Source organism: Pseudomonas sp. ABC1 (genome assembly GCF_013395055.1).
Lineage (GTDB): Bacteria > Pseudomonadota > Gammaproteobacteria > Pseudomonadales > Pseudomonadaceae > Stutzerimonas.
Map to the genome: position 1 here is coordinate 2,695,592 of NZ_CP058349.1, position 26,909 is coordinate 2,722,500.

The 26,909-nt window shown below is 62.6% G+C and carries 24 protein-coding genes and 1 pseudogene (1 of these 25 cut by a window edge); 14 read left to right on the forward strand and 11 right to left on the reverse strand.

Annotated features, from left to right (window positions below; translation table 11 throughout):
* Positions 1 to 20: 20 nt before the first annotated feature.
* The 4 genes and pseudogenes from argB to coaBC form a co-directional block, all read right to left on the reverse strand.
* On the reverse strand, positions 21 to 923 hold the full coding sequence (gene argB, locus HW090_RS11760; protein WP_179113715.1) for an acetylglutamate kinase: 903 nt from the start codon (positions 921 to 923) through the stop codon (positions 21 to 23).
* A 28-nt stretch (positions 924 to 951) separates the two neighbouring features.
* Positions 952 to 2,325: pseudogene (locus HW090_RS11765) on the reverse strand (phosphomannomutase/phosphoglucomutase); the annotation flags it as partial.
* A gap of 128 nt (positions 2,326 to 2,453) precedes the next feature.
* On the reverse strand, positions 2,454 to 2,909 hold the full coding sequence (gene dut / locus HW090_RS11770) for a dUTP diphosphatase (RefSeq protein WP_179113717.1): 456 nt from the start codon (positions 2,907 to 2,909) through the stop codon (positions 2,454 to 2,456).
* Between the two features lie 2 nt (positions 2,910 to 2,911).
* Positions 2,912 to 4,141 (reverse strand): bifunctional phosphopantothenoylcysteine decarboxylase/phosphopantothenate--cysteine ligase CoaBC, encoded by a 1,230-nt coding sequence (gene coaBC, locus HW090_RS11775; RefSeq protein WP_179113718.1) that lies wholly within the window; start codon positions 4,139 to 4,141, stop codon positions 2,912 to 2,914.
* 252 nt (positions 4,142 to 4,393) lie between these two features.
* On the opposite strand from coaBC, the gene radC reads away from it, so the two are divergent.
* Together radC and HW090_RS11785 are read left to right on the forward strand one after the other, a co-directional pair.
* Positions 4,394 to 5,068 (forward strand): DNA repair protein RadC, encoded by a 675-nt coding sequence (radC, locus tag HW090_RS11780; protein WP_179113719.1) that lies wholly within the window; start codon positions 4,394 to 4,396, stop codon positions 5,066 to 5,068.
* Positions 5,069 to 5,217: 149 nt separating this feature from the next.
* Positions 5,218 to 6,747: a methyl-accepting chemotaxis protein gene (locus HW090_RS11785; RefSeq protein ID WP_373416396.1), complete on the forward strand. Its 1,530-nt coding sequence runs from the start codon at positions 5,218 to 5,220 to the stop codon at positions 6,745 to 6,747.
* Between the two features lie 42 nt (positions 6,748 to 6,789).
* Here HW090_RS11785 and HW090_RS11790 read toward each other — a convergent pair whose 3' ends face one another.
* Entirely contained in the window at positions 6,790 to 8,079 is a 1,290-nt protein-coding gene (locus HW090_RS11790; RefSeq protein ID WP_179113721.1) for an FAD-binding oxidoreductase, read from the reverse strand.
* Positions 8,080 to 8,214: 135 nt separating this feature from the next.
* Here HW090_RS11790 and HW090_RS11795 point away from each other — a divergent pair, with 135 nt between their 5' ends.
* The 6 genes from HW090_RS11795 to HW090_RS11820 all read left to right on the forward strand — a co-directional run bounded on the left by HW090_RS11795 (position 8,215) and on the right by HW090_RS11820 (position 14,634).
* Positions 8,215 to 8,754, forward strand: a complete 540-nt coding sequence (locus tag HW090_RS11795) for an RNA polymerase sigma factor (RefSeq protein ID WP_256930662.1) — start codon at positions 8,215 to 8,217, stop codon at positions 8,752 to 8,754.
* A 17-nt stretch (positions 8,755 to 8,771) separates the two neighbouring features.
* Positions 8,772 to 9,635, forward strand: a complete 864-nt coding sequence (locus tag HW090_RS11800; RefSeq protein ID WP_179113722.1) for a FecR family protein — start codon at positions 8,772 to 8,774, stop codon at positions 9,633 to 9,635.
* Between the two features lie 117 nt (positions 9,636 to 9,752).
* Positions 9,753 to 12,257: a TonB-dependent siderophore receptor gene (locus HW090_RS11805; protein ID WP_179113723.1), complete on the forward strand. Its 2,505-nt coding sequence runs from the start codon at positions 9,753 to 9,755 to the stop codon at positions 12,255 to 12,257.
* A 207-nt stretch (positions 12,258 to 12,464) separates the two neighbouring features.
* The gene (gene rpmE / locus HW090_RS11810) at positions 12,465 to 12,677 is read left to right on the forward strand and encodes a 50S ribosomal protein L31 (protein ID WP_179113724.1); all 213 of its coding nucleotides are present in this window, start codon (positions 12,465 to 12,467) and stop codon (positions 12,675 to 12,677) included.
* Between the two features lie 370 nt (positions 12,678 to 13,047).
* Complete coding sequence (locus HW090_RS11815) at positions 13,048 to 13,212, forward strand: hypothetical protein (RefSeq protein WP_179113725.1); 165 nt, start codon at positions 13,048 to 13,050, stop codon at positions 13,210 to 13,212.
* Positions 13,213 to 13,365: 153 nt separating this feature from the next.
* Complete coding sequence (locus HW090_RS11820) at positions 13,366 to 14,634, forward strand: malic enzyme-like NAD(P)-binding protein (protein WP_179113726.1); 1,269 nt, start codon at positions 13,366 to 13,368, stop codon at positions 14,632 to 14,634.
* 87 nt (positions 14,635 to 14,721) lie between these two features.
* Here HW090_RS11820 and HW090_RS11825 read toward each other — a convergent pair whose 3' ends face one another.
* The 3 genes from HW090_RS11825 to mtgA all read right to left on the reverse strand — a co-directional run bounded on the left by HW090_RS11825 (position 14,722) and on the right by mtgA (position 20,159).
* Positions 14,722 to 17,256, reverse strand: coding sequence for a CHASE domain-containing protein (locus HW090_RS11825; protein WP_179113727.1), 2,535 nt, complete (start codon positions 17,254 to 17,256; stop codon positions 14,722 to 14,724).
* A 95-nt stretch (positions 17,257 to 17,351) separates the two neighbouring features.
* Positions 17,352 to 19,274 carry a phosphodiesterase DibA gene (dibA, locus tag HW090_RS11830; RefSeq protein ID WP_179114903.1) on the reverse strand — a complete coding sequence of 641 codons (1,923 nt, stop codon included), beginning with the start codon at positions 19,272 to 19,274 and terminating at the stop codon, positions 17,352 to 17,354.
* Positions 19,275 to 19,439: 165 nt separating this feature from the next.
* On the reverse strand, positions 19,440 to 20,159 hold the full coding sequence (gene mtgA / locus HW090_RS11835) for a monofunctional biosynthetic peptidoglycan transglycosylase (RefSeq protein ID WP_179113728.1): 720 nt from the start codon (positions 20,157 to 20,159) through the stop codon (positions 19,440 to 19,442).
* A gap of 69 nt (positions 20,160 to 20,228) precedes the next feature.
* Here mtgA and HW090_RS11840 point away from each other — a divergent pair, with 69 nt between their 5' ends.
* From HW090_RS11840 to trmB, 4 genes are all read left to right on the forward strand, one after another.
* Positions 20,229 to 20,600 carry a DUF423 domain-containing protein gene (locus HW090_RS11840; protein WP_179113729.1) on the forward strand — a complete coding sequence of 124 codons (372 nt, stop codon included), beginning with the start codon at positions 20,229 to 20,231 and terminating at the stop codon, positions 20,598 to 20,600.
* A gap of 87 nt (positions 20,601 to 20,687) precedes the next feature.
* Entirely contained in the window at positions 20,688 to 20,888 is a 201-nt protein-coding gene (gene thiS, locus HW090_RS11845) for a sulfur carrier protein ThiS (RefSeq protein ID WP_179113730.1), read from the forward strand.
* Positions 20,889 to 20,946: 58 nt separating this feature from the next.
* On the forward strand, positions 20,947 to 21,741 hold the full coding sequence (locus HW090_RS11850; protein ID WP_179113731.1) for a thiazole synthase: 795 nt from the start codon (positions 20,947 to 20,949) through the stop codon (positions 21,739 to 21,741).
* Positions 21,742 to 21,850: 109 nt separating this feature from the next.
* The gene (gene trmB, locus HW090_RS11855) at positions 21,851 to 22,519 is read left to right on the forward strand and encodes a tRNA (guanosine(46)-N7)-methyltransferase TrmB (RefSeq protein ID WP_218673579.1); all 669 of its coding nucleotides are present in this window, start codon (positions 21,851 to 21,853) and stop codon (positions 22,517 to 22,519) included.
* 46 nt (positions 22,520 to 22,565) lie between these two features.
* Here trmB and hemJ read toward each other — a convergent pair whose 3' ends face one another.
* Positions 22,566 to 22,994 carry a protoporphyrinogen oxidase HemJ gene (gene hemJ, locus HW090_RS11860; protein WP_179113733.1) on the reverse strand — a complete coding sequence of 143 codons (429 nt, stop codon included), beginning with the start codon at positions 22,992 to 22,994 and terminating at the stop codon, positions 22,566 to 22,568.
* Between the two features lie 134 nt (positions 22,995 to 23,128).
* Here hemJ and argC point away from each other — a divergent pair, with 134 nt between their 5' ends.
* Positions 23,129 to 24,163, forward strand: a complete 1,035-nt coding sequence (gene argC / locus HW090_RS11865; protein ID WP_179113734.1) for an N-acetyl-gamma-glutamyl-phosphate reductase — start codon at positions 23,129 to 23,131, stop codon at positions 24,161 to 24,163.
* An 87-nt stretch (positions 24,164 to 24,250) separates the two neighbouring features.
* The gene (gene erpA, locus HW090_RS11870; protein WP_179113735.1) at positions 24,251 to 24,601 is read left to right on the forward strand and encodes an iron-sulfur cluster insertion protein ErpA; all 351 of its coding nucleotides are present in this window, start codon (positions 24,251 to 24,253) and stop codon (positions 24,599 to 24,601) included.
* Positions 24,602 to 24,633: 32 nt separating this feature from the next.
* Here erpA and HW090_RS11875 read toward each other — a convergent pair whose 3' ends face one another.
* Positions 24,634 to 25,725, reverse strand: a complete 1,092-nt coding sequence (locus HW090_RS11875; RefSeq protein ID WP_179113736.1) for an anhydro-N-acetylmuramic acid kinase — start codon at positions 25,723 to 25,725, stop codon at positions 24,634 to 24,636.
* A 3-nt stretch (positions 25,726 to 25,728) separates the two neighbouring features.
* On the reverse strand, positions 25,729 to 26,909 hold the 3' portion of the coding sequence (locus tag HW090_RS11880) for a peptidoglycan DD-metalloendopeptidase family protein (protein ID WP_179113737.1). 208 nt of this gene lie beyond the right edge of the window; 1,181 of the gene's 1,389 nt are visible here — the last part of the coding sequence; the start codon falls outside the window, past its right edge; its stop codon occupies positions 25,729 to 25,731.

Sequence of the window (26,909 nt, forward strand, 5' to 3'; positions counted from 1 at the left end):
TCATCGGTTGAACGACGGCATCAAGAGCTGACGTTGGTGATCTTGGTGCCGACGCCGATGTCGGTGAAGATCTCCAGCAGCACCGCGTTGGGCACGCGCCCGTCGATGATGTGGGCGCTGGTCACCCCTTCCTGTACCGCATCCAGGGCGCAACGGATCTTCGGCAGCATGCCGCCATAGATGGTGCCGTCTTCGATCAGCGCGTCGACCTGGGCGGTACTCAGTCCGGTCAGTACCTTGCCTTGCTTGTCCATCAGGCCGGCGATGTTGGTCAGCAGCATCAGTTTCTCGGCCTTCAGCGCCTCGGCCACCTTGCCCGCCACCAGGTCGGCGTTGATGTTGTAGGTCTCGCCATCGGCACCGACGCCGATCGGTGCGATGACCGGGATGAAGTTGCCGTTGACCAGGCGATTGAGCAGGTCGGTGTTGATCCCGGTGACTTCGCCGACATGGCCGATGTCGATGATTTCCGGCTGGGTCATTTCCGGCGTCTTGCGTGTGGCACGCAGCTTCTTCGCACGAATCAGGTTGGCATCCTTGCCGGTCAGGCCGATGGCGCTGCCGCCATGCTGGTTGATCAGGCTGACGATGCTCTTGTTGACCTGGCCACCCAGGACCATCTCCACCACATCCATGGTCTGGCTGTCGGTGACCCGCATGCCGTCTATGAAGTGGCTCTCGATGTTCAGGCGCTTGAGCAGGTCACCGATCTGCGGGCCGCCGCCGTGCACCACCACCGGGTTGATGCCGACCGCTTTCATCAGCACGATGTCGCGGGCGAAGCCGATCTTCAGTTCTTCGCTTTCCATCGCGTTGCCGCCGTACTTGATCACCAGCGTCTTGCCGACGAAGCGACGGATATAGGGCAACGCCTCGGACAGCACCTGGGCGAATTGGGTTGCGACTTCTCGGCTGAGGCTCATGGGGACTCCGTGGCAGGCGGTGGAATAGTCAGAACGGCAGATTGAGATCGGGGGCTACGCTGCGCAACTGGCTGCGGAACACATCCTGGATGCGTCGAAGTTCGTCATCGCTCTCGGCCTCGAAGCGCAGCACCAGCACCGGCGTGGTATTGGAGGCGCGCACCAGGCCCCAGCCGTTGGGGTAGTCGACCCGCACGCCGTCGAGGGTGGTCAGGTCGGCCTCGCCCCACTGGGCGTTGCGTTGCAGTGCATCAATGATGGTGAATTTGCTTTCCTCTGTCACCGTGATGTTGATTTCCGGTGTGGAAAGGTCGCTCGGGAAGCTGGCGAATACCTGTTCGGCATCGCGCGGGTCGTGGCTGAGGATTTCCAGCAGGCGCGCGGCGCTGTAGATGCCGTCGTCGAAACCGAACCAGCGCTCCTTGAAGAAGATGTGCCCGCTCATTTCGCCGGCCAGCAGCGCACCGGTTTCCTTCATTTTCTTCTTGATCAGCGAGTGGCCGGTCTTCCACATCATCGGCTGGCCACCATGCGCCTTGATCAGCGGGATCAGGCGGCGCGTGCACTTGACGTCGAAAATGACATCGGCGCCCGGGTTACGCGACAGCACGTCCTGGGCGAACAGCATCAGCAGATGATCGGGGAACACGATACTGCCGGTATTGGTCACCACACCGACACGGTCCGCGTCACCATCGAAGGCCAGGCCCAGGTCGGCCTGCTCTTCCTTGACCTTGGCAATCAGGTCGACCAGGTTTTCCGGCTTGCCGGGATCGGGGTGGTGGTTGGGGAAGTTGCCGTCCACGTCGCAGAACAGCGGAATCACCTGCACGCCGAGGGCTTCGATCAGTTGCGGTGCGATGACGCCCGCCACGCCGTTGCCGCAGTCGACCACCACCTTCAGTGGGCGAGCCAGCTTGATATCGCCGGTGATCCGTTCGAAATAGCGTTGCAGCACATCGACCTGCTCGACGCTGCCCTGGCCCTGGCTCAGGTCATTGTTTTCGATGCGCTGGCGCAGAGCCTGGATCTGCTCGTTGGCCAGGGTGTCACCGGCGACGATGATCTTGAAGCCGTTGTAGTCCGGCGGATTGTGGCTACCGGTGAGCATCACCCCGGACTTGCCGGCGAGGATATTGGCGGCGTAGTAGAGCGCCGGCGTCGGCACCATGCCGACATCGCTGACGTTGCAACCGCTGTCGACCAGGCCGCGGATCAGGTGGCCGATCAGCTCCGGCCCGGACAGGCGTCCATCGCGGCCCACGGCGACGTTGGCTTCGCCCTTGGCCAGGCTTTCCGCGCCGACCGCACGCCCGACCCAGTAGGCGGTTTCGTGGGTCAGCGTGTCGCCGACCACGCCGCGGATGTCATAGGCACGGAAAATCGTGGCCGGAAGGTGCGGGGTGACACTGTTGCTCATGCTGTTTCGCTCCTGGTGCGGTGAGGCGGACCTGCTGCGGTTGTAGGGTGCGCTGTGCGCACCGGGTTGGTCGCATGGGGCGCTGGTGCGCGTGGCGCACCCTACACGTGTTACTGGCGACCGGAGTGGCCGAAGCCACCGGCACCACGTTCGGAATCGTCGAACTGCTCGACCAGCTCGAACTGGGCCTGGATCACTGGCACCAGCACCAGTTGCGCAATGCGCTCGCCCACGGTGATGGTGAAATCGCCCTGGCCTCGGTTCCAGCAGGACACCATCAGTTCGCCCTGGTAGTCCGAGTCGATCAGCCCGACCAGGTTGCCGAGCACGATGCCGTGCTTGTGGCCCAGGCCGGAGCGCGGCAGCACCAGTGCGGCCAGGCCTGGGTCGGCGATATGGATCGACAGGCCCGTGGGGATCAGCAGGGTCTCGCCGGGTCGGATCACCGTGTCCTGCTGCAACATGGCGCGCAGGTCCAGCCCGGCGGAGCCGCTGGTGGCGTATTGCGGCAGGGGAAAGTCCTGGCCGAGGCGAGGGTCGAGGATGCGGGCTTGGAGTCGATGCATGTTCAGGCCTGGGGAGTAGTGTGTTCGGGACGATTGAAGCGCTCGGCGATAAAGGCCACGAGCTGGCGGGCGATATGCCCCTTGCTGGCTTGGCCGAAGCGGGTTTCATGACGTTGGCGGTCGATCACGGTGACCGCGTTCTCTTCGCTGTTGAAGCCGATGCTGGGGTTGGCGACATCGTTGGCGATGATCAGGTCGAGGTTCTTGTCGTTCAGCTTGCGCGTGGCGTAGGCCAGCAGGTTCTCGGTCTCGGCGGCGAAACCGACGCTGAATGGGCGATCCGGACGACTGGCCAGGGTGGCGAGGATGTCCGGGTTGCGCACCATTTGCAGCAGCAGGCCATCGCCGGTACTGGGGTCTTTCTTCAGCTTGTGCGGGGCGACCACTTCGGGACGGTAGTCGGCGACGGCGGCGGCGGCGATCAGCAGGTCGCAGGGCATCGCCGCTTCGCAGGCCGCGAGCATGTCGCGGGCACTGACGACATCGATACGTTGCACGCGCTCGGGTGTCGGCAGGAACACCGGCCCGGCCACCAGGGTCACGCGGGCACCGGCCTCGGCCGCCGCTTCAGCCAGGGCGAAGCCCATGCGGCCCGAGCTGTGGTTGGTGATGTAGCGCACCGGGTCGATGTTTTCCTGGGTCGGCCCGGCGGTGATCAGCAGGTGGCGGCCGGTCAGCAGGCCATTTTCGAAGCTGTCGGCGGCGGCCTGCGCCAGTTCGGTCGGCTCCAGCATTCGCCCCAGGCCGACATCGCCACAGGCCTGGCTGCCTGCTGCCGGACCCAGCAGGCGCAGGCCGCGTTCGGTCAGGCGGGCGCAGTTGGCCTGGGTTGCCGGGTCTGCCCACATGGCCTGGTTCATGGCTGGCGCCAGGGCGACCGGCGCGTTGGTGGCCAGTACCAGGGTGGTTAGCAGGTCGTTGGCGATGCCTTGGGCCAGGCGCGCGATCAGGTCGGCGGTGGCCGGGGCGATCAGTATCAGGTCGGCCCAGCGCGCCAGTTCGATATGGCCCATGGCCGCTTCGGCCGCCGGGTCGAGCAGGTCGAGGTGGACCGGGTGCCCGGACAGGGCCTGGAGTGTCAGCGGGGTGATGAATTCGCGCCCGCCCTGGGTCATCACCACGCGGACTTCGGCGCCCTGGTCACGCAGGCGGCGCACCAGTTCCGCGCTCTTGTAGGCGGCGATACCGCCACCGACCCCAAGGACAATGCGCTTGCGATACAACCGTTGCATAGACCTGCCTTGTTGGAAGTGTGAACTGACGCACGGATTCACCGAGCATGCAGCCTGAAAAAGGCCGATAAGATAGCACAGCGCCCAGCGCACCAATGAGGCGCGCATGCGTATTGAAGTACCCCCTCACCCGCCTGCGGGAGAGGGTTGGGGGAGAAGGATGACCATGCAGGTGAACCTGCCCTGGCACTGTTCGGCTGCCGGTTTCCCCCCCGATGCTGCCGAGCGTAGGGGCAGGCACAAGGAGGTGAGATGAGTATTCGCGACTGGCCGGCCGACGAGCGACCCCGGGAGAAGCTGCTCAAGTATGGGCCGGCGGCCCTCTCCGACGGCGAACTGCTGGCGATCTTCCTGCGCACCGGCGTGGCCGGCAAGAGCGCGGTGGACCTGGCGCGCTACCTGCTCAATGACTTCGGCGGCCTGCGACCATTGCTCGAAGCCGACCTGCACGCGTTCTGTGGCCACCTTGGTCTTGGCCAGGCCAAGTTCGCGCAGTTGCAGGCGGTGCTGGAAATGTCCCGGCGCCACCTTGCCGAACGCATGCAGCGTGACTCCGCGCTGGAAAGTCCGCAGGCCGTGCGCGATTTCCTCAAGGCGCGCCTGCGCCACGAGCCCCACGAACAGTTCGGTTGCCTGTTCCTCGACGCCAAGCACCGGGTGCTCACGTTCGAGGCCCTGTTTCAGGGCACCGTCGACAGTGCCAGCGTCTACCCCAGGCAGGTGATCAAGCGCGCCCTGGCCTGGAATGCCGCGGCCATCATTCTTGCGCACAACCACCCCTCCGGTATCACCGAGCCGAGCCTGGCCGACCGCCAACTGACCCGGCGGCTGAAAGAAGCGCTGGAGTATGTGGATATACGCCTGCTCGATCACTTCATCGTGGGGGATGGCGAGCCACTGTCCATGGCGGAATATGGCTGGATATGAGGCTGATGCACCGTGTGTTGTGTTTATGGCCTTCTGCTACCAAGGAAGGCTGTCTCTTGCAGGGCGGTATCTGGTAAATAGGGGAGCCTGTCCAACAAAAACAACAAGAGGTCGCCGCTATGCGTCCCGCCTTTCGTATTCACCCTGTCATGTTTCTGTTGCATGTCCTGGCCCTGATCGGCCTGCTGTGCGCTGTGCAGTGGTTGCAGCCCCCGGTTGCCGTGCAGGTCGCCGTCGTGGTGGTGCTGGCGCTGTGGCCCTGGCTGCTGCGCTCGAAGGCCGTCGATGAGGCGCCTGTCGCCGTCGACCAGGGCTTCGGTGACCTGAGCAAGCGCCTGTCCCGGCATACCTGCGAAAACGCGCTGGCGTCGGCGCGGGTGGCGTTCAGTGTCGAGCAACTGGCTTCCCGACTGCATTCGCAGCGCGGTGCGGTCGGTGAAATCGCCGAAGGTGCGCATGCCATCGCGGCGACCGGCCAGGACAGCGCCGAGCGTGCCCGCGAGGCCTTGCAGGCCGCCGAGTCGGTGCGGGCCAGCAGCGATACCGGGCGCCAGGCCTTGCAGCAGGCCATCGGGCGCATGCAGCAGTTGAGCGAGCAGACCGAGGCCAGTCGCGGGCTGGTTGACGGCTTGTCGGCGCGTACCGAGGAAATTCGCCAGATCACGGATGTGATCCAGTCGATCGCCAGCCAGACCAACCTGCTGGCGCTGAATGCCGCCATCGAAGCCGCTCGGGCCGGAGAAGCCGGGCGCGGTTTCGCCGTGGTGGCCGACGAGGTGCGCAACCTGGCGGCACGTACGTCCAGCGCGACGGAAGAAGTCGGGCGCATGGTGACCGATATTCGCCAGCAGGGCGAAGCGGTGGTCAGCTATATCCAGCAGCAGGCGCAGGAACTCGATGAGGCTGCCGCGCAGATTTCCGGCACGGGCGAGCAACTGAGTGGCATCGCCGAGTTGGCGGGTGATGTAGAGGCGCAGGTCGGACAGATCGCTACCGGCACCTCCAGCAGCCATGAACGACTGACCAGTCTGTTCGTGGCGCTCGACCAGTTGCGTGCCGACACCGGCGAGAGCGAGGAGCAGACCCAGCGCCTCGAACGTGCGGCGGAGCAACTGGTCAGCCAGGCGGAGACGGTCAGCGAGCAGTTGGCCGAGGTCCAGCTCGACGACTACCACCAGTTCTTTTACGACCTGGCGCGTCAAGGCGCGCAACAGGTCGCCGAGCGGTTCGAGGCCGATATAGCGGCTGGGAAGATTTCACTGGAGGATCTGTTCGACCGCAACTACCGGGCACAGGCCGGCAGCGATCCATTGCGCTATCACACACGTTTCGACGGATATGCCGACGGGGTGCTGCCCGCTATCCAAGAGCCACTGCTCGGCTGCCATCAGGGGCTGATATATGCCATCGCCACGACACCCGAAGGCTATGTCCCGACCCATAACCGCGCCTTTGCCCATCCGCCGGTCGGCGACCCGCAGGTCGACCGTGTGCGTAGCCGCAGCAAGCGTCTGTTCAACGACCGGGCGGGCGCGCGTTGTGGCAGCCATCAGCGCAACTTGCTGTTGCAGACGTACAGCCGCGACACCGGTGAGCTGATGCACGACCTGTCGGTGCCGATCATGGTCAAGGGGCGGCACTGGGGCGGCCTGCGCCTGGGCTATCGTCCGGAGGAGTGAGTGGGCGGGTGGGGGAGTACCTGCTGTGCGCTGCCTGAAAACTCACAACAGGTCTTTCAGGCGGTACCACAGCATGCCGAGGGCCAGTAGCGGCGAGCGCAGCAATGGCCCGCCCGGGAACGCCGGGTGCGGGATGCGCGCAAACAGGTCGAAACGACCGCTCTGTTGTCCGGCGATGGCTTCGCCGAGCAGGCGCGCCGCCAGGTGTGTGGCGTTCAGGCCGTGACCAGCGTAGGCCTGGGCATAGAACACATTCGGGTGAGCGTGCAGTCGGCCGATCTGTGGCAGGCGATTGGCGCCGATGCCGATCATGCCGCCCCACTGGTAGTCGATGGCGACATGCGCCAGTTGCGGGAAGACCTCGAGCATCTTCGGACGCATATAGGCGGCGATGTCCCGTGGGTCGCGGCCGGAATAGTGGCAGGCGCCGCCGAACAGCAGGCGCCCGTCGGCGGACAGGCGGAAGTAATCGAGCGCCACGCGCTGGTCGCAGACGGCCATGTTCTGTGGCAGCAGTTCCTGGCTCAGTGCCTGTGGCAGCGGTTCAGTGGCGATGATATAGCTGCCGGCGGGCAATATGCGGTTCGTCAGGGTGGGTTCGAGCTTGCCCAGGTAAGCGTTGCAGGCCAGCACCAGGGTGTCGGCCTGCACCTGGCCCTGGGCGGTGTGGACCCGCACGCTCGGTCCGTGTTCGATGCGTTCCACCGGTGAGTTTTCAAAGATGCGTACGCCCAGTGACTGGGCCGCTGCTGCTTCTCCCAGTGCCAGGTTGAGCGGGTGCAAGTGTCCCGAGCCCATGTCCACCAGTCCGCCCAGGTAGCGGGGCGAGCCGATGATCTCGCCCATCGCCTGCGCCGGTACCTGGCGCAGGCGATGGGGGTAGCCCAGGCGCAGGAGGTCTTCGTAGTCTTCCTGAAAGCCCCGCAGGTGGCGTGGTTTGGTCGCCAGGTCGCAGTAGCCCCAGCGCAGGTCGCAGTCGATGGTGTGGCGTTCGATGCGCTGGCGCACGATGTCCACTGCTTCGAACCCCATGCGCTTGAGTTCATCGACGCCCTCGTTGCCGATGATGGGGTGGAACTGCTCGACGTCGTGTCCGACGCCACGGATCAGTTGCCCGCCATTGCGTCCGCTGGCGCCCCAGCCGATACGCCGCGCTTCCAGCAGCGCCACGGAGAAACCGCGTTCCGCCAGTTCTATCGCGGTGTTCAGCCCGCTGTAGCCGCCCCCGACGATGCAGACGTCGACGCGCAACTGGCCGCGCAAGGGGTCGTAATGCAGGTCGCGATCGACCGTGGCGGCATAGTAGGAGGGAGCGTGGTCTGTCTGGCGCATGCTGGGCCTGTGCGGTTTTAGGTCGCCGAAGGATAAGGGGCTGGGCGGTGCGGGGCAAAGTATCCGGGCTGGCGGGGAGCCTGAAGGCTGTTGCTATAATGCGATGCATTATCAAGCGCTTGGTGCTGTGCTCCGATGTCGAAGAAATCCTCACACGATGAGTTGATGGTGGCCCTGGCGCAGCACTATGACGAATTGGTCGATTACATTCGCCTGCGCTTTCGCAGTAGTCAGTTCGCCAGCGACGTGGTGCATGATGTCTGCCTGCAGTTGCTGGAAAATCCGCCTGTCGAGCGGGTGAAAACTCCCTTCGCCTTCCTGCGTCGTGTGTCCGTCAACCGAGCCATCGACCGGCATCGCAGCGACCGTACGCGCAATCGCTACTTCGAGCCGCTGGATGAGCGTGCCGACCTGCGCCACCACGAGCATGACGGTGCCGCCGAGTTGGTCTTCATGCAACAACTGGAAGCACTGGTGGCGATCGTCGAGGCCTTGCCGGCCCGGCAGCGGCAGATATTCCTGCTGCATCGCATCCATGGCATGTCGCAGCGCGAACTCGCCGAGGAACTGGGCATATCCGCCAATATGGTGACCCAGCACTTCAACCGCGCCATGCGCACCATCGCCAGCCAGTGGCAGCCCGCGCAGGATGCCTTGCACGGGCGCCAGCACTGAGCTGCCGGGTTTTCACCATGCCTGATACCAACGACCGACAGCCGTCCGCTTCGCGCTCTGCCCCTGGCGCAGGCGAAGACCGACTGGCGCCCTTCGATGCCGCGTTGCGTGAACACTTTCCTTCGCGCGATGCATTGCTGGCCGAGGCTCGGGCACAGAGCGCCCGGCAGCGTCGACGCGTGCGCCAGGGCGGTACGGGGTTGCTGGCTCTGGCGTTGGCGAGCGGTATCTGGATCGTCGATCCGGCCTGGCACAGTGAGGACGTGCAGACGTCGGTCGGCCAGCGGCTGACCCGGCAGTTGGCCGATGGAAGCCAGGTCGTGCTCAACAGTACCACGCACCTGCGTATCGAGCGCCGCCTGCGCAGTCGCCAGTTCGAATTGGTCGAGGGCGAGGCGACCTTTACCGTCGAGCATGACGGGCCACCGTTCATCGTGCGCAGCCAGGGTGTGCGGGTGCTGGATATTGGCACGGTCTTCAACCTGCGCAGCGACCGCCGCGGTGTTGCGGTGTCGGTGCTCGAGGGCGAGGTCGAAGTCAGCAATGATCTGGCAACCCCGCGTCGCCTGCTTGCCGGTCAACAAGTGCAGGCCACTGCCGAACGCCTGGAGTCCACACGCCCGGTCCGGCCCGCCGAGGCCCTGGCCTGGCAGCAGGGCAAGTTGCGCTTCGATGGTACGCCGCTGCGCGATGTGATCGTCGAGCTGCAGCGCTATCGCCAGGCGCCTATTCGCCTGGGTAGCGCGCATATCGGCGATCTGCGCTTGTCCGGTGAGTACGATACCGATGCGGTGGAGTCGCTGATCGAATTGCTGCCCAGCATCCTGCCCGTGACCTTGTTGCGTTCCTTCGATGGCCGCGTGGTGGTCAGCGGCAGCTAGCGCATGAGGGGATGATGAAAATGACAAGAATTTTCAGTCGTTCCCCTCAACATCTCCCTTGTCTGAAACGCCAGTTCCTGTGCAAGCCCTTTTAACGATCATTGCATTGGGGGAAACATGGGGAACAAAACATCATCGGGGGTACGTCGGCTGACGCTGCTGGCGGCTTCCATTCTACTGGCTGGCGCGGTCCATGCGCAGGACGCCATCCATTCGCTGAGCCTGCCGGCGCAGCATCTGGACCAAGCCTTGAACGCGCTGGCAGGGCAGACCGGTGGCCGTATCCTGTTCGCCACCGATATCGCCGAGAATCTGCCGGCACCCGCGCTGGATGGTGAACTGACTATTCAGCAGGCCCTGCAACGTTTGCTGCAAGGCTCCAGCCTGACCGTGCAGGAAATGGGTGATGGCAGTTTCGTGGTTGCCGAGCCTGTGGCAAAGGCGTCATCGCTCGATCTCGGCGCCGTTGTGATTCAGGGGCAGGGCATGGGTGAGGCGACCGAGAACAGTGGCTCCTATACCACTGGTCTGGTCAGCGTCGGTTCGAAAACACCGATCAGCCTCAAGGAAACGCCGCAAACGGTGTCGATCATCAGTCGGCAGATGATCGAGGATCAGCGCATCACCACCCTGCCGGAAGCGATGAGGCGTACACCGGGCATCACCGTGCGCAACAACAACTACCACGGCCAGCAGTTCTATTCGCGTGGCTTCGGCATCGATAACGTGCAGATCGATGGCGCCTCGCCGATGGATATCGGTACCGGCCTGGGCACCTTCTACAGCGACCGTCTCTATGACATGGCACCCTACGACCATGTGGAGGTGCTGCGCGGCGCCAGCGGCTTGTTGGGCGGCACGGGTGATCCGGGCGGGATCGTCAATCTGGTGCGCAAGCGCCCGCTGGCCAGCTATCAGCTCAAACTCGATACTTCGGTCGGCTCCTGGGACAACTACCGCACCGAGGTCGACCTGACCGGCCCCATCGCCTTCGATGGCAAGCTACGCGGGCGCGTGGTTGCGGCCTATACCGACCGCCAGTACTTCATGGATAAGCGCAGCACCGAGAAGCCGTTCCTGTACGGCATCGTCGAGGCGGACCTGACTGACGACACCATGCTGACCTTGGGTGGCAGCTACGACAAACTCAAGGAAAACGGCACCGGCGACGGCTTGCCGCGCTACAGCACAGGCGGTGATCTGAAACTGTCTCGCAGCACCTGGTACACCACCAACCAAGCCTGGTCCGATAGCTACACCCGCGAGTGGTTCGTGAAGCTCGACCACCAGCTAAACGATGACTGGAAACTCAATACCTCCTACACCTACTCCTATAACGGATCTACTACCGAGGGCGTCATCCCCTACGGCTCGGTGGATGAAACCACTGGCAGCGGCCCTTATTGGTGGGGCAGCTACACCTCCAGCTGGAGTAAACAGTCGGTGTTCGACGTGAACCTGTCCGGGTATTTCGATGCCTTCGGGCGGCAGCATGAGCTGCTGGTGGGAGCCGATTACCAGAAGGTCACCAGTCGCTGGCGTGCCGCCCAGGGTATTGAGGGCAAGGGTGGCCTGATCGATATATGGAACCCGGATGCCGCGCTTTTACCTCACAACGAGTCCAATCGCAGTTTCTGGCGTGACTACTCACCCAACGGCCGTGAGCAGTACGGCTTGTATTCGACTCTGCGGCTGCAACTGACCGCCCCATTGAAACTTGTGATCGGTGCTCGGGCCCAGCGCTACAAGTTCGAGCAGGCCTATGCCATGCGCAATCCCGACGGCAGCGGAGCATGGGTCGGTCAGGACAGTGTTTCCGATCGTGAACCGACCAAGGTCGTGCCGTTTGGTGGCCTTATCTATGCGCTGAATGACGAGTGGTCCGTCTACGGCAGTTACGCCGAGGTTTTCAAGCCGCAAGCCCAGAACCTGAAGGGGCCGAAAGAGGCACCGAGCTCAATCGAATCGATGACCGGCAAGACCTACGAGACGGGTATCAAGGGCGAACTGTTCGATGGCAGCTTGAACGTCAGTGCGGCGCTGTTCTACACCAGGCGTGAGAACCAGGCAGCGAAAGATCCTGCCTACCCGAATACCCTGCGCTTCTATAGCTCCGCATGCTGTTACCTGGCTCAGGACAAGATCACCAGCAAAGGGATCGATCTGGAGGTCTCCGGTGAGGTCGCCCCTGGCTGGAACATCATGGCGGGATACACCTACAACCAGATTCGCAACGATACCGAGGAGAATCTCTACAGCACGGTCACGCCCAAGCATCTGTTCAAGCTGTGGACGCTCTACAACCTGCCCGGCACGTTGTCCGACTGGCGTATCGGTGGTGGTGTGACGGCAACCAGCCCGACCTATGTGGAAGGCGAAGCCTACCGCTTCGACAGCGCAGGCTACTCCATCGACAGCCGTCCGTTCGATTTCAGTCAGTCGGGCTATGCAGTCTACGACGCCATGGTCGAGTACGACGTGGACGAGCACTGGACTGTCGCGCTCAACGGCAACAACCTGTTCGACCGCCGTTATTACGCCAGTGTGGGCACCTCCGAATACGGCAACTACTACGGCGATCCGCGTAACTTCACGCTGACCTTGCGCGGTACTTTCTGGTAAGGCGCTCTGGCCCCTCTTTCATTGATGGGCGAGGGCACAGAGTGTGCGCTACCCATGAAGATCAGCATGACAATCTTCATGGGATTGCCCTGAGGCTGATATGTGAAGCGCTTGCGCCACTCCGTCGCTCTGTTATCATGCGCGCCCTGATTCGTGCGGTACCCGGCATAGGGCCGAGTGGCGGCACAACACCTTGAGGATTCACCCATGAAAGCCGATATCCATCCGAACTACGTTGCGATCGACGCCACTTGCAGCTGTGGCAACGTCATCAAGACCCGCTCCACCCTGGGCAAGAGCCTGAGCATCGACGTGTGCTCCGAGTGCCACCCGTTCTACACCGGCAAGCAGAAGGTTCTGGATACCGGTGGTCGTATCGACCGCTTCAACCAGCGTTTCGGCGTATTCGGCGCCAAGTAATACGCTGTACCGCAGGAAGCCTCATAAGGTTTCCATGCAGATGAAAAAGGCGCCCCAAGTGGGCGCCTTTTTCGTTTCCGGGATTCTCGCTTCTCCAGGCTGCAACGTGCTCGGTCCCGTGTGACAGGCTGCAGGTGAGGCCGGCTTTGCTGGCTGAATACCTGGGGTACGTTGTCGCAGTTGCCTCCAATAGGCGTCTGCTCGATTCGCTGGAAAGGCGCCCAGCAACTAACGCAAGAGCGTGTGGCGCACGTCACCGATCCGGTCCATGGCGGATGCTCGCCTGGGTGGCTTCGTTCTGCTTTCGGTGCGAGCGAAGTGGGTCGAACGCAACTGTTCAGGCCTCTTGCTTGAAACGGGTAATGCGCCCGTGCCGAACGTGTCAACCCAGCAGGCAAGCGCCTTCACGGGCATTCACCCGGAGTCGCTGGTGGGGCGTGCGGTCGAAGTCCTTGGCTGGATAATCGACTGTTCCGGTCGTGGGCTGCGTGCCGATCAGACCCTGGGGGCGATGCGGGTCACCCGTCTGGATTGAGCGGTTTTCCCGTGATTAACGCCCGCTGCCTAGGCAGAAAGTCGTAGTCCGCAGGCTTGACAGGTACGCCCTGTGGCTGGGTTGTGAGGCGTCGCTCGATTGGCGTATGCTCGCCGGCCCGTCTGTCCCAATACTAATAAGCGGATATGCCACATGACTGACTTGAAAACTGCCGCTCTCGATTATCACGCCCAGCCCCGCCCGGGTAAGCTGAGTGTCGAGCTGACCAAACCCACCGCAACCGCCCGCGACCTTGCACTGGCCTACAGCCCAGGTGTCGCCGAGCCGGTGCGCGAGATCGCCCGTGACGCCGAACTGGCCTACAAGTACACGGGCAAGGGTAACCTGGTGGCAGTGATTTCCGATGGCACGGCGATTCTCGGCCTGGGCAATCTCGGGCCGTTGGCCTCCAAGCCGGTCATGGAAGGCAAGGGCGTGCTGTTCAAGCGCTTCGCCGGTGTCGATGTGTTCGATATCGAAGTGGATGCCGAGAGCCCGCAGGCCTTCATCGACACGGTCAAGCGCATTTCCATCACCTTCGGTGGCATCAACCTGGAAGACATCAAGGCGCCCGAGTGCTTCGAGATCGAGCGCGCGCTGATCGAGCAGTGCGATATTCCAGTCTTCCACGATGACCAGCATGGCACCGCCATCGTCACCGCCGCCGGCATGCTCAATGCACTGGAGATCGCTGGCAAGACCATCGAGCAGGCGAAGATCGTCTGCCTCGGCGCTGGCGCCGCAGCGACGTCCTGCATGAAGCTGCTGGTGAGCATGGGTGCCCGTGTCGAGAACATCTTCATGATCGACCGCAAGGGCGTGATCCACGCCGGGCGCGACGACCTGAACCAGTACAAGGCCTCGTTCGCCCACGAAACCGACAAGCGCACCCTGGGTGATGCGCTGGACGGTGCCGACGTGTTCGTCGGGCTGTCCGGCGCCAACCTGCTGAGCGCCGAAGGCCTCAAGCGCATGGCGGCCAATCCGATCGTCTTCGCCTGCTCCAACCCGGACCCGGAGATCGCGCCCGAGCTGGCCCACGCGACCCGCGACGACGTGATCATGGCCACCGGCCGCTCGGACTACCCGAACCAGGTCAACAACGTGCTGGGCTTCCCCTTCATCTTCCGTGGTGCGCTGGATGTCCGCGCGACCCGTATCAACGAAGAGATGAAGATCGCCGCGGCACTGGCCCTGCGTGACCTGGCCAAGCTGCCGGTGCCTGCCGAAGTGAGCGCGGCCTATGGCCTGGAGAGCATCGAGTTCGGTCGTGAGTACATCATTCCGAAACCGATGGACCCGCGTCTGATCACGCTGGTGGCCGATGCCGTGGCGCGCGCCGCCATCGAGAGTGGCGTGGCAACCCTGCCGTATCCGGCGAACTACCCGCTGCAATCCGTGGACGACGTGTTCAACGTCTGACCGCTGCGGCTGCACCCTGTGAACCCCGCTGGCCTGTGCAAGGCCAGTGGGGTTTTTGTTTTTCGGGGTTTGGCAACGGGCGAAGTGTCAGTGCGCGTTGTTTCCGTCTGCAACGTGGATAAGCTGTTGCAGGGTGTTGAGCAACTGGGCGGTGAATACGGGCTTGTGCAGCCACTTCACACCGGCGATCTCCGGCTGTTCCGGCGGGTGGCTGGCAGAGATGACGATGATCGGCAGCCTGCCCGTGGCGGGATTGCTGCGTATCTCCTCGATCAGTTGCTGGCCGCTGCCATCGGGCAGGTGCATGTCGAGGGTCATGGCCTGGTAGTGCGTGTGCAGCAGCCTTTCCCGTGCCAGACAGAGGCTTTGCACGCGGTCCACCGTATAGCCGGCATCACGCAGCATGAGGTGCAGCAGGCGCCCGGTATCCGGTTCGTCTTCCACCACCAGCAGGCGGGGTTTGTCCGTCTGCTGCTCGTCGCGGGCCTGCTCATGCAGGGGCAGCTCGCACCAGAATGTCGCGCCTTTGCCTGTCGGTGAATCGAAGCCGATGCGCCCGCCCATGCGTTCGATCAGCTCTCTGGAAATGGCCAGCCCGAGGCCGGTGCCGCTCTTGCTGCGGTTATCCGAGGCCTCGGCCTGGGCGAATTTCTCGAAGACCCTGGGGCGGAAGTCTTCCGCTACGCCGGGGCCCTGGTCTTCGACCATGATCCTCGCATGGCTGTCGTGCAGGCGGGCGCGGATCTGCACGCATTTGCCCGGCGGTGTGTGCTTGATCGCATTGCTGAGGAAGTTGCCAAGCACCTGTTGCAGGCGGGAGTGATCGACCCAGAGGCAGGCTTGCGGAAGGCTGCCAAGCTGTAGCTGGACGGCGTTCTCCGTGGCGAATGCCTGGTTGCTCGCCAGGGCATCTTCGAGGACGCGGGCCAATGGGTGGGCCTGGAAGTCGAAGATCATCTTGCCGGCGGCGATCTTGTCCATGTCCAGCAAATCGTTGATCAGGTGCCCGAGGCGCAGGCTGTTGCGATGGGCGATGTCCAGCATCTGTTGCAGGGCTGGCGGCACTGGCCCGAGGGCGCCGCCATTGATCAGGCCAAGGGCGCCCGATATGGAGGCCAGGGGGGTGCGCAACTCATGGTTGACGGTGGAGATGAACTCGTTCTTCAGCCGTTCGCTCTGCTTGCGTTCGGTCAGGTCCATGGTGGTGCCGCAGATGCGCAGGGGTTTGTTGTCCTGGTCCCGCAGGATGTAGCCGCGCATGAGCACCGGCACCAGAAACCCCGACTTGTGCTTGAGGCGCCGTTCGGTGGTGAAGTGTTCGGTGTCCGATGCCAGCAGTTGTGCCAGGCGGAGTTTGCTCTGGCGCAGATCGTCGCTGTCCATGAGTCGTTCCCACAGGCGGAAGTCCGACACCAGCTCTCCGGGTTGGTAGCCCAGCATCTGCCTGGCCCTGGCGGATGCGTAGAAGGTCTCCTCTTCGAGATTGAGGTCCCACAAGCCGTCGTTGCTGCCTTTCAGGGCCAGGCTCAGGCGCTCCTCGCTGAGCTTGAGCGCCTGTTTGTTCTTGCGCATGTGTTCGGTCATCTGCCGTGCGAGGTACTCGGCGCGGTTGTTACGCAGGCTGAGGGAGGAGGCATAGAAGAACAGGGTCAGGCTGAGCCCGATGCCGAGGGCCGCCAGCAGTACCTCATGGGCATGGAAGCGCTCCTCGAAGGCCGGTTCGCTCTGCAGCAGCAGGTTCCAGCTCTGGCCATACAGTTCGAGTTGGAGCTGCCTGCTGTAGCTTGCCGCATGCTCGGAGGGCGTGGCGCGGTTGCTGTAGAGCAACTGGCTGGGGCCGGCTCTCTGGGAGGTGTGTATTTCCAGTGCGAGCTGCTGGTCGAGCAGGCCGAGAATGCCCTGCATCAGGTAGTCGATGCGATGGCTGCTGTAGACGAACCCGCGCAAGGCTTGCAGGCGTTCGTGAGGGTTTGCCGGCGTCAGGTCCGCACGGTAGACCGGCAGGTAGAGCAACAGTCCCGGTTGGGCGTCATCCATGCCCAGGCTGGCCGTGTTGATCATGCGGGCCTGGTTTTCCCTGGCGGCACGCTGCATGGTCCGTCGCAAGAGCGGGCTACTGAACATGTCGTAGCCCGGCTCGGAAAGTGTCTGTTCGAGCAGCGGTTCGATATAGCTCACCGGCACGTGCAACGGTTGTTTGTCCCGCGGGTGGACGCGGTAGTCCGCCGTCCACTCCTGGCGCATGCGGGCCTCGTGCTGCGCGAGTGCCTGTGTGTCGATGACGGGCGCGTAACCCAACTGGCGAGTACCCGGGTACTGGTTGTGCAGTTGCAGGCTGTGCACGTAGTCGCGCCACTGCTGCTGGCTCGGTTGATCGACGATCGCCAGCAGACCGGCCGCGCCATGCAGGGCGCGTTCGTGGGCGAGCAGGCGCTGGCGTATGGCTTCGGTGGCCTTGGCCGTGAGGGTGTCGAACTGTTGCGCGGCGGCACGCGACTCCGTGCGGTGCAGATGCAGGAGCGTGAAACCTTGGGCCAGCAGGCTGAGCAGCAGAACCAGCCAGGCGATGCCGTTGTGGCGAGAGAGGAGTTGCCTGGTGGTGGAAGGGAGGTTGAGGCTCATGGACGCAGTCTGTGCAGATTCGTCTGCAGCTAGGTCTGAGAGAGCCCCAAGATTACTGTGGATATTGGCACATTGCCATCTCGGTGTTTGAAACGCTATCTATCGCCGAGGTGATGCTGCCCGTAGGCCATCGAACTGTCACGCCAGTCGATGTCGCTGGCGGCCTGCGGACGGGCAAAGCCGTAGCCTTGTCCGAAGTCGCAGCCCTCGCTCAGCAGGAAGGCAGCCTGTTCTGTTGTCTCGACGCCTTCCGCGACCACGCTCAAGCCGAGGTTGTGCGCCAGGCCGATGACCGAGCGGGTAATGGCCGCATCTTCCTGGTCATCCGGCAGTCCGCTGATGAAGCCCTGGTCGATCTTCAGCTTGTGGACTTTCATGCTCTTGAGGCGCAGCAGCGAAGAGTAGCCGGTGCCAAAGTCGTCGATGGCCAGGCGTACGCCCAGGGCGCGCAGGCGTGCGAGCAGTACCCTGGCGGTGTCCGGGTCTTCCATCACGGCACTCTCGGTGATTTCCAGCTCCAGGTATTGGGCTTCCAGGCCGGTTCTCTGCAGGATGCGTGCGATGTGCTGGTCCAGCTCGCCATGGCTGAACAGGCGGCTGGAGATATTCACCGAGACGAAGCGCAGGTTACGGCCTTCCGACAGCCAGAGGCGCATCTGGCGACAGGCTTCTTCGAGTACCCAGTGATCGATGGCGCTGATCATGCCGCTCTCTTCGGCGATGGGGATGAAGGCTGCCGGTGGGATCAGCCCCTGTTCGGGGTGCAGCCAGCGCACCAGCGCTTCGAAGCTGACGATGCGGCCGCTGCCCAGTTCATAGATGCCCTGGTAGTGCACGCGCAACTGTTGTTGCTCCAGAGCCTGGCGCAGCGAGCTGGCCAGTTCGACCCGTTGCTGTGCCTGGCTGGTCAGCTCCTGGGAATAGAACGCATAGGTCGAGCGTCCGCTGCCTTTGGCCTTGAACAGCGCTGAATCGGCATTGCGCAGCAGTTGTTCGACGTTCTGCACATCTTCGGGGTAGAGCACGATGCCGATGCTGGCGGTGCTGAACAGTTCGTTGCCGGCCAGGTTATAGGGGACGTTGAGGCTGTCGATCAGGCGCAAGGCCAGGGCGGCGGCCTGGTCGGCGCTGCAGTCCTCGCAGAGCAGGGCAAACTCGTCGCCGCCGAGCCGGGCCAGGGTCATGTTCTCTTTCTGGTGGCTTTTCAGGCGCTTGGCCACTTCCTGCAACAAGGCGTCGCCCAGGCTGTGCCCGAGGCTTTCATTGATGTCCTTGAAGTGGTCGAGGTCGATCAGCAGCAGTGCGGCCTTGCGCTTGCCGCTGCGGGCGCGTTCGAGGTCGTGCTTGGCCCGCTCGCTGAACAGCAGGCGGTTCGGCAGGCTGACCAGCGGGTCGTAGTGCGCCAGGTAGTCGAGCTCCTCGCGGGAGCGCTTGAGTGCCGAGAGGTCGGAGAACACGGCGATGTAATGGGTGACGATACCCTGTTCGTCGACGATCCGGCGCAGGTTCTGCCATTGCGGATACACCTCGCCGCTCTTGCGCCGGTTCCATATTTCGCCGCTCCAGGCGCCTTTTGCTTGTAGCGACTGCCACATCTCTCGGTAGAAGTCCGCATCGTGCTTGCCCGAGGCGAACAGCTTGGGCGTCTTGCCCAGCACTTCTTCGAGGCTGTACCCGGTGATCAGGCTGAACGCCGGGTTGACGTGGATGATGGTCTGGTTTGCATCGGTCACCAGCACGCCTTCCTGTGTGCTGTCGACGACCGCCGCAGCCTGGCGCAGGCTGCTTTGGGAGGCTTTGTTGAACTGGTGCTGGAGGGCCAGGCGGGTGAGGTAGCGGTGTCCCAGGGCATAGAGCAGCGCCGTCGTGAGCAGCAGGAACAGCAGGCTTTTGGCGATATGCCAGTGCTGCCGCGAGCCTGAACTCGCCAGTTGCTCCAGCAGCGGTCCACTGAGCACGAGCCAGAGCAGGGCGAGCACGAAGTAGCTCAGGCATAGCCAGATGAGCCTGGCATTCAACTTGTTCAGATCCGACCGATCGCACTGCATCTTGCGATAGTTCCTGTACTGCTGGGGTTAGTGGTGCTGGCGAGCCCGCGGGGGCGCGTAATTTTGCTCAGCCAGGTTTTCCATGTATTGCGCTACAGCAACAAGCGTAGACATTGTTCATGGATCACAAACGGTTCATTGCGTCGTCGCTTCAGCCCGTGGAGTCAGCCGTTGCAGGTAATGGTGCCCACCGAGCTGGCGCATCTGCTTGCGTACCCAGGCGGCGCGGGTCAGTACGTGACTGTCCGGTCGTCCTGCGCTCCAGCGATGTGGATTGGGCAGCACGGCAGCCAGTTGTGCCGACTGCTGTTGCGTCAGTTTAGAGGCTGTAGTGGCGAAATGATGCCTGGCCGCGGCCTCCGCGCCAAAGATTCCGTTACCCCACTCGACGCTGTTGAGGTAGACCTCGAGGATTCTCTGCTTGGGCCAGAGCGCTTCTATCAGGGCCGTGAACCAGGCTTCCAGTGCCTTGCGGGGCCAACTGCGGCCGGACCAGAGGAATAGATTCTTCGCCACCTGCTGGCTCAGCGTGCTGGCACCGCGCAAGGTGCCGCCCTGTTCGTTGTGCGCCAGGGCGGAGCGAATGGCGGCAATATCGAATCCCCAATGCTCAGCGAATTTCTGATCCTCTGCAGCGATCACCGCCATCTTCAAGTCATCCGGCAGTTCTTCCCAGGGGCGCCAGGTCCTTTCCAGCGGCAGGCTTTCACCCTCGCTCCAGGCGCTGACCTTGCGTTCGATCATCAGTGCCGTGGTCGGTGGAGGGAGCCAGCGCAGCGCGAGCACCAACAGGGCCGATCCCAGGGCGAGAAAGATGACGAGCCTGACGAGGCGGCGCAGCAAGGTGGAAAGCATGTCACATGGCCGGGGCAAGAAAGAGTGGGCATTATAGCGGCCACTTTATTTCGTGACTGGAGCCATCGAATGATTCGAGTGTTTCTCATGCTGGCCGCGTTCTTCGGTTTTACCGGTGTGGCGTTGGGCGCCTTCGCGGCACACGGCCTGAAAGGCCGGATCAGCCAGGACTACCTGGCGATCTTCCAGACGGGCGTACATTACCAATTGATCCATGCGCTGGCATTGGTTGGCGTCGCCTTGCTGTTGCAACGCATGTCCGGGGCACTGCTGAGTGTCGCGGGCTGGGCATTCGCGCTGGGTGTGCTGTTGTTCTCGGGCAGCCTGTATGTGCTGACGCTGACGGGTATCGGCAAGCTCGGCATCATCACTCCGATTGGCGGGACCGCCTTCTTGGTCGGCTGGCTCTGCCTGTTCATCGCCGCCTGGCGACAGGCCTGATCGGAAGCCGTGAGGCTCGCTCGGCTTGTGACGAGCCCCGCACAGCCCCTAGAATGCCGGCCACTCTTCGCAATCATAGCGATCGACATGAATATTCAATTGAATGGCGAGCCCTATTCCATTGATCCCGGCAGCACCGTGGCCGATCTTCTGCTGGCCCTGGAACTGACGGGGCGCCGCCTGGCCGTCGAGCTGAATCTCGATATCGTGCCGCGTAGCCAGCATGCCAGCACGGTTCTGCAGGACGGGGACCAGGTCGAGATCGTGCATGCGATCGGTGGCGGCTGACTCGTTCGCCATCATCGAACACGCTGCATTCCCCCCATGTTCTGACGAGGATCACCCCATGTGCCCCGCCCCGCACGACAAGCCCTTGACCCTGGCTGGCCGCACCTATAAATCCCGCCTGCTGGTCGGTACCGGGAAATACAAGGATCTGGACGAAACGCGTGATGCCATCGAGGCTTCGGGTGCGGAAATCGTCACCGTTGCCGTGCGTCGCACCAATATCGGACAGAACCCGGACGAGCCGAACCTGCTGGATGTGATTTCCCCCGAGCGCTACACCATCCTGCCGAATACCGCCGGTTGCTTCGATGCCATTGAAGCCGTGCGCACTTGCCGCCTGGCGCGTGAGCTGCTGGATGGACATTCGCTGGTGAAGCTGGAAGTCCTCGCGGACCAGAAAACCCTGTTCCCCAATGTGATCGAGACACTCAAGGCCGCCGAAGTGCTGGTCAAGGACGGTTTCGATGTCATGGTCTACACCAGTGACGATCCGATCATCGCGCGGCAACTGTCGGAAATCGGCTGTATCGCCGTGATGCCGCTGGCCGGCCTGATCGGTACGGGGCTCGGCATCTGCAATCCCTACAACCTGCGCATCATCCTGGAAGAAGCGACGGTCCCGGTACTGGTCGATGCCGGAGTCGGTACGGCGTCCGATGCGACCATCGCCATGGAGCTGGGGTGTGAGGCGGTGCTGATGAACAGCGCCATCGCCCATGCGCGCAATCCGGTGCTGATGGCCCAGGCCATGAAGCATGCCATCGAGGCAGGACGCCTGGCCTACCTGGCCGGACGTATGCCGAAAAAACTCTATGCCAGCGCATCGTCGCCCCTGGAAGGGCTGATTCGCTGATTGGTGCCGCGCATCTGTCCAAGGGTGCGCAGCGCGTCCCCTACATCCTGCAGGTGCTGTAATGACTGATGTGAATCCGGAGATACCCGAAGAGCGCGCGGCGCCGCGCATGCGCACGATCAAGAGCTTCGTCATGCGTGCCGGGCGCATGACCGAAGGCCAGCAGCGCGGGTTGGACCAGGGCTGGCCGCGCTTCGGCCTGTCGCCGGAGCAGCCGCTGGATTTCGGGCAAGTGTTCGGGCGCGAAGCGGCGCGGACGTTCGAGATCGGTTTCGGCATGGGCCATTCCACCCTGGAAATGGCCGCTGCGGCACCCGAGCAGGACTTCATCGGCGTTGAAGTGCATACGCCGGGTGTCGGGGCATTGCTGAGCGGCCTGTTGGTGCGCAACCTGGACAATGTGCGTGTTTATAGCTGCGATGCGCTGGAAGTCCTGCGGGACTGTATCGCCGATGCCAGTCTGGACCGTGTCCTGCTGTTCTTCCCTGACCCTTGGCACAAGAGTCGCCATCACAAGCGGCGCATCGTGCAGCCGGCGTTCGCCGAGCTGGTACGGCAAAAGCTGAAGCCGGGTGGTGTGTTGCACATGGCCACCGATTGGCAGCCGTATGCCGAGCATATGCTGGAAGTGCTCAGCCAGGCGCCTGGCTATCGCAACCTGGCCGAGGATGGCGCCTATGTACCGCGTCCTGAGGAGCGACCAGTGACCAAGTTCGAGCGTCGTGGCGAGCGACTGGGCCATGGCGTGTGGGACTTGAAGTTCCAGCGAGTCGACTGAGCCATCCCGTGAGCCGTGGACATTGACGTCCACGGCGGGCTTCCCGCTAGAACGGTTTGACCACCACCAGAATGACGATCCCCAGCAGCAACAGCACGGGGAACTCGTTGAACCAGCGGTAGAAGACGTGCCCGCGCGAGTTCTCGCCTCGGGCGAAGCGCTTGAGCTGTGCGCCGCAGATGTGGTGGTAGCCGATCAGCACCAGCACCAGGGCCAGCTTCGCGTGCAGCCATCCGCCGCTGGCGAACAGCCCCGGGTTGATGCTGAGCATGCCGATGCCGAACAGCAGCGTCGCGATCATCGAGGGCAGCATGATGCCCCGGTACAGCTTGCGCTCCATCACGCAGAAGCGCTCACGGCTGGGGGCGTCCTCGCTCATGGCGTGGTAGACGAACAGGCGGGGCAGGTAGAACAGACCGGCGAACCAGCACACCATCGCAATGATGTGCAAGGCTTTCAACCATAGATAGAGCATCAGGCGTTTCCTGTTATTGGAGTGCCGCCGATATTAGGGATTGAGTGGCGGTTCGTCATCCCGACAGTTGGCCCGCGAGGGGCGTGGCTTTATCATCTGTCTTTCTTTTCAGGCAGCACTATCGAGGGGATGTCATGGTCAAGGTCGGAATCGTCGGCGGCACGGGCTATACCGGAGTCGAATTGCTGCGCCTGCTGGCACAGCATCCCCAGGCCGAGGTCGCGGTGATCACCTCTCGTTCGGAGAACGGTCTCAAGGTCGATGAGCTGTATCCGAACCTGCGCGGCCACTACGATGGCCTGGCGTTCAGCGTTCCCGATACCGCCCAACTGGGCGCCTGTGACGTGGTCTTTTTTGCGACACCGCATGGCGTTGCCCATGGCCTGGCCGGCGAGTTGCTGGATGCGGGGACGCGGGTGATCGATCTGTCCGCCGATTTCCGTTTGCAGGATGCCGATGAATGGGCGCGTTGGTACGGTCAGCCCCATGGTGCCCCGCAGCTGTTGCCGGAGGCTGTCTATGGCCTTCCGGAAGTGAACCGCGAGCGTATTCGCGATGCCCGGCTGATCGCGGCGCCAGGCTGCTACCCGACGGCCGCACAGTTGGGCTTCCTGCCGTTGCTGGAGAGCGGCCTGGTGGACGACACGCGCTTGATCGCCGACTGCAAGTCCGGGGTCAGCGGTGCCGGGCGTTCGGCGAAGATCGGCTCCCTGCTGACCGAGACGAGCGAGAGCATGATGGCGTATTCGGTCAAAGGGCATCGCCACCTGCCGGAGATTCTCCAGGGCCTCAAACGGGCGGCCGGGCATGATGTCGGGTTGACCTTCGTACCGCACCTGACGCCGATGATCCGCGGTATCCACGCCACACTCTATGGCACGGTCTTGGACACTGGTGTGGATCTCCAAGCGCTGTATGAAAAGCGTTATGCCGACGAACCCTTCGTCGATGTGATGCCGGCAGGCAGCCATCCGCAGACGCGCAGTGTGCGTGGCGCCAATGTGTGCCGGATCGCCGTTCATCGCCCGCAGGGCGGTGACCAGGTGGTGGTGCTGTCCGTCATCGATAACCTGGTCAAGGGTGCATCGGGGCAGGCGTTGCAGAACATGAACATCATGTTCGGTCTGGATGAGCGGACGGGCTTGAACAATGTCGCACTCATGCCTTGAGCCCATTGGCAATAGTTGATTTGTTTTGTCGGGTAAGCCGATAATGTTACGTCATAGCAAGTTAGGCGTTCGCGCCAGGAGAACCACATGAGTGTCGAGTCCTTCACGCCAACCGCGATCCAGTTCACGCTGGGTGCGGCGAGCAAGGTGAAGAACCTGGTCGAGGAAGAAGGCAATCCGCGGTTGAAGCTGCGCGTCTTCGTCACGGGTGGCGGCTGCTCGGGTTTTCAATACGGCTTCACGTTCGATGAGGACGTGGCCGAGGATGACACCATCATTGAGCGCGAAGGCGTCAGCCTGATTGTCGACCCCATGAGCTACCAGTATCTGGCGGGCGCCGAGGTCGATTATCAGGAAGGGCTCGAGGGTTCTCGCTTCGTGATCAAGAACCCGAATGCGGCCACGACCTGTGGCTGTGGGCAGTCTTTTTCGATCTAGCGAGCGGTGGCGCCTATCTGGCAGCTCTTGCGTCAGGCTGGGTAGATCGCACCGAGTACTCGCAGACCAGTCGCTCCTGTCACGGCAGGGCGATTGGCAGGGATTCCTTCCAGGCAGCAGTGTGCCAGCCAGCCAAAGGCCATCGCTTCGATCCAGTCAGGGTCGATACCCATGGCCTTCGTGCTTTCTACTCGACAGCCTGGCAGTAACGCCTGCAGCCTGGCCATCAGCTGCGAATTATGCGCACCACCGCCACACACCCAGAGCTGCCGGGTGCCCTGCTGGCTTTGCTGCAATGCTGTGCTGATGCTGCGTGCTGTGAGCTCCAGCAGTGTGGCTTGTATATCCTCTGCCGGCAGTTTCTCCCTATCGCCCAAGTGGGTGAGCAGCCAGTCGAGGTTGAAGGTCTCCCGGCCTGTGCTCTTCGGGCCCTGGGTGGAAAAGAATGGGTCTGCCAGGAGCGCGCCGAGCAATGACTCGTCGACTGTGCCGCTTGCGGCCCAGCGGCCATCTGCGTCGTAGCTCTGACCCAGCGTGTGCTTGATCCAGGCATCCATAAGCACATTCCCTGGGCCGGTATCGAAGCCGCCAGTGCCTTCTTCGCACGAGAGGAGGGAAAGGTTGCCGAAGCCTCCAATGTTGAGCACGGCACAGGCCAGTTCCTGCTTCCCGAAAAGTGCTTCATGGAATGCCGGGACCAGGGGCGCACCTTGCCCACCGGCGGCTACATCTCGGCGCCGAAAGTCGCTGACAACGGTGATGCTGGTCAGCTCGGCAAGCAGGGCAGGGTTGCCTATCTGTACGGTAAAACCACGACAGGGTTCGTGTCGGATAGTTTGTCCGTGGCTGCCAATGGCACGAATCTCGGTAGCGGATTTGCCGGCTTGCCGGAGTAGGGTATCGACGCCCTGGGCGGCCAGTTCGACCCAGCGCTGCTCGGCGAGAGCTACCCTTGCGACTTCATCGAAACCGGGGGAGCACAAGGCAAGAAGCTCCTTGTGCAGATCTGCTGGGAGGGGGGTGTAATGGGTTGCGAGTAGACGGGTATCCGCATCCTGCTCTATCAGGGCAACATCCAAGCCATCCAGGCTTGTGCCAGACATTACCCCGATATAGAGCGGCATGGGCTATTGTTTGTTGAGTGCCAGCATCGTGGATTTTTCCTTATCCATGCGGGCCAGCAGAGGCTTGCTTTGCAGCATGAAGCTTTGCTTCTCGCCCTTGGCGATAGGGTCGGCCATGGCGGTCTTGATGCTCAGCGGGTCGACATGGACGCCGTTCACCTGGAACTCATAGTGCAGGTGCGGTCCCGTGGACAGGCCTGTGGTGCCGATATAGCCAATGACCTGGCCTTGCTTGACCGCGCTGCCATTACGAACACCTTTGGCGAAGCCTTGCATATGAGCGTACAAGGTGCGGTAGCGTTGGCCATGCTGAATGACGACGGTGTTGCCATAGCCGCCTTTGCGTCCTGCCAGGACAACCTTGCCATCACCCGCCGCCTTGATCGGCGTGCCACGCGGTGCCGCATAGTCGACGCCCTTGTGTGCGCGAATCTTGTTGAGAATGGGGTGCTTGCGTCCATTCGAGAAGCGAGAGCTTATGCGTGCAAAGTCGACCGGCGTGCGGATAAATGCCTTGCGCATGCTGTTGCCGTCAGCGGTGTAGTAGCTGGTTACGCCCTGCTTGTTGGTATAGCGAACGGCGGTGTGGGTCTTGCCGCGATTGGTAAAGCGTGCGGCAAGGATATTCCCCGTTCCGACATGTTCGCCATCGACAGTCTTCTCTTCGTAGATGACTTCAAACGAGTCACCTGTGCGAATGTCCATTGCGAAGTCGATGTCGTAGCCGAAGATGTTGGCCAGGTCCATGGTGAGGTTATGGCTAAGCCCAGCCTGGCGTGCGGCCAGGAAGAGACTGCTTTCTATGCGTCCAGCGGCATAGCCTGAACTCACCTGTGGCTTGATCTGTTCCTTCTTGAACGCATAGCCCTTCGCTGTCTTGTCCAGGCGGATACTTTCCAGCTTGCTCAAGCGGCTGTGGATGCTTTCCAGGGAGCCATCCTCGGACAGTTTGAACTCCAGGGATTGCCCGACGCGAAGTCGTGTGAACTGGCGAGCTTCTTTCTGGCTGGCCAGGACGTCATGGACAGTGGAGGGGGGCAGGCCAACTTTGGCGAATACCGTTGAAAGGGTATCGCCATTGGCGACTATTACAGTGTGTTCGAGTTTTGGCTGTTGCTCTTCCGGCTCAGGGCTCGCGGCCACATCCGTCGTGGTTGCATCGGTAGAGAATGCTGGGAATGGCG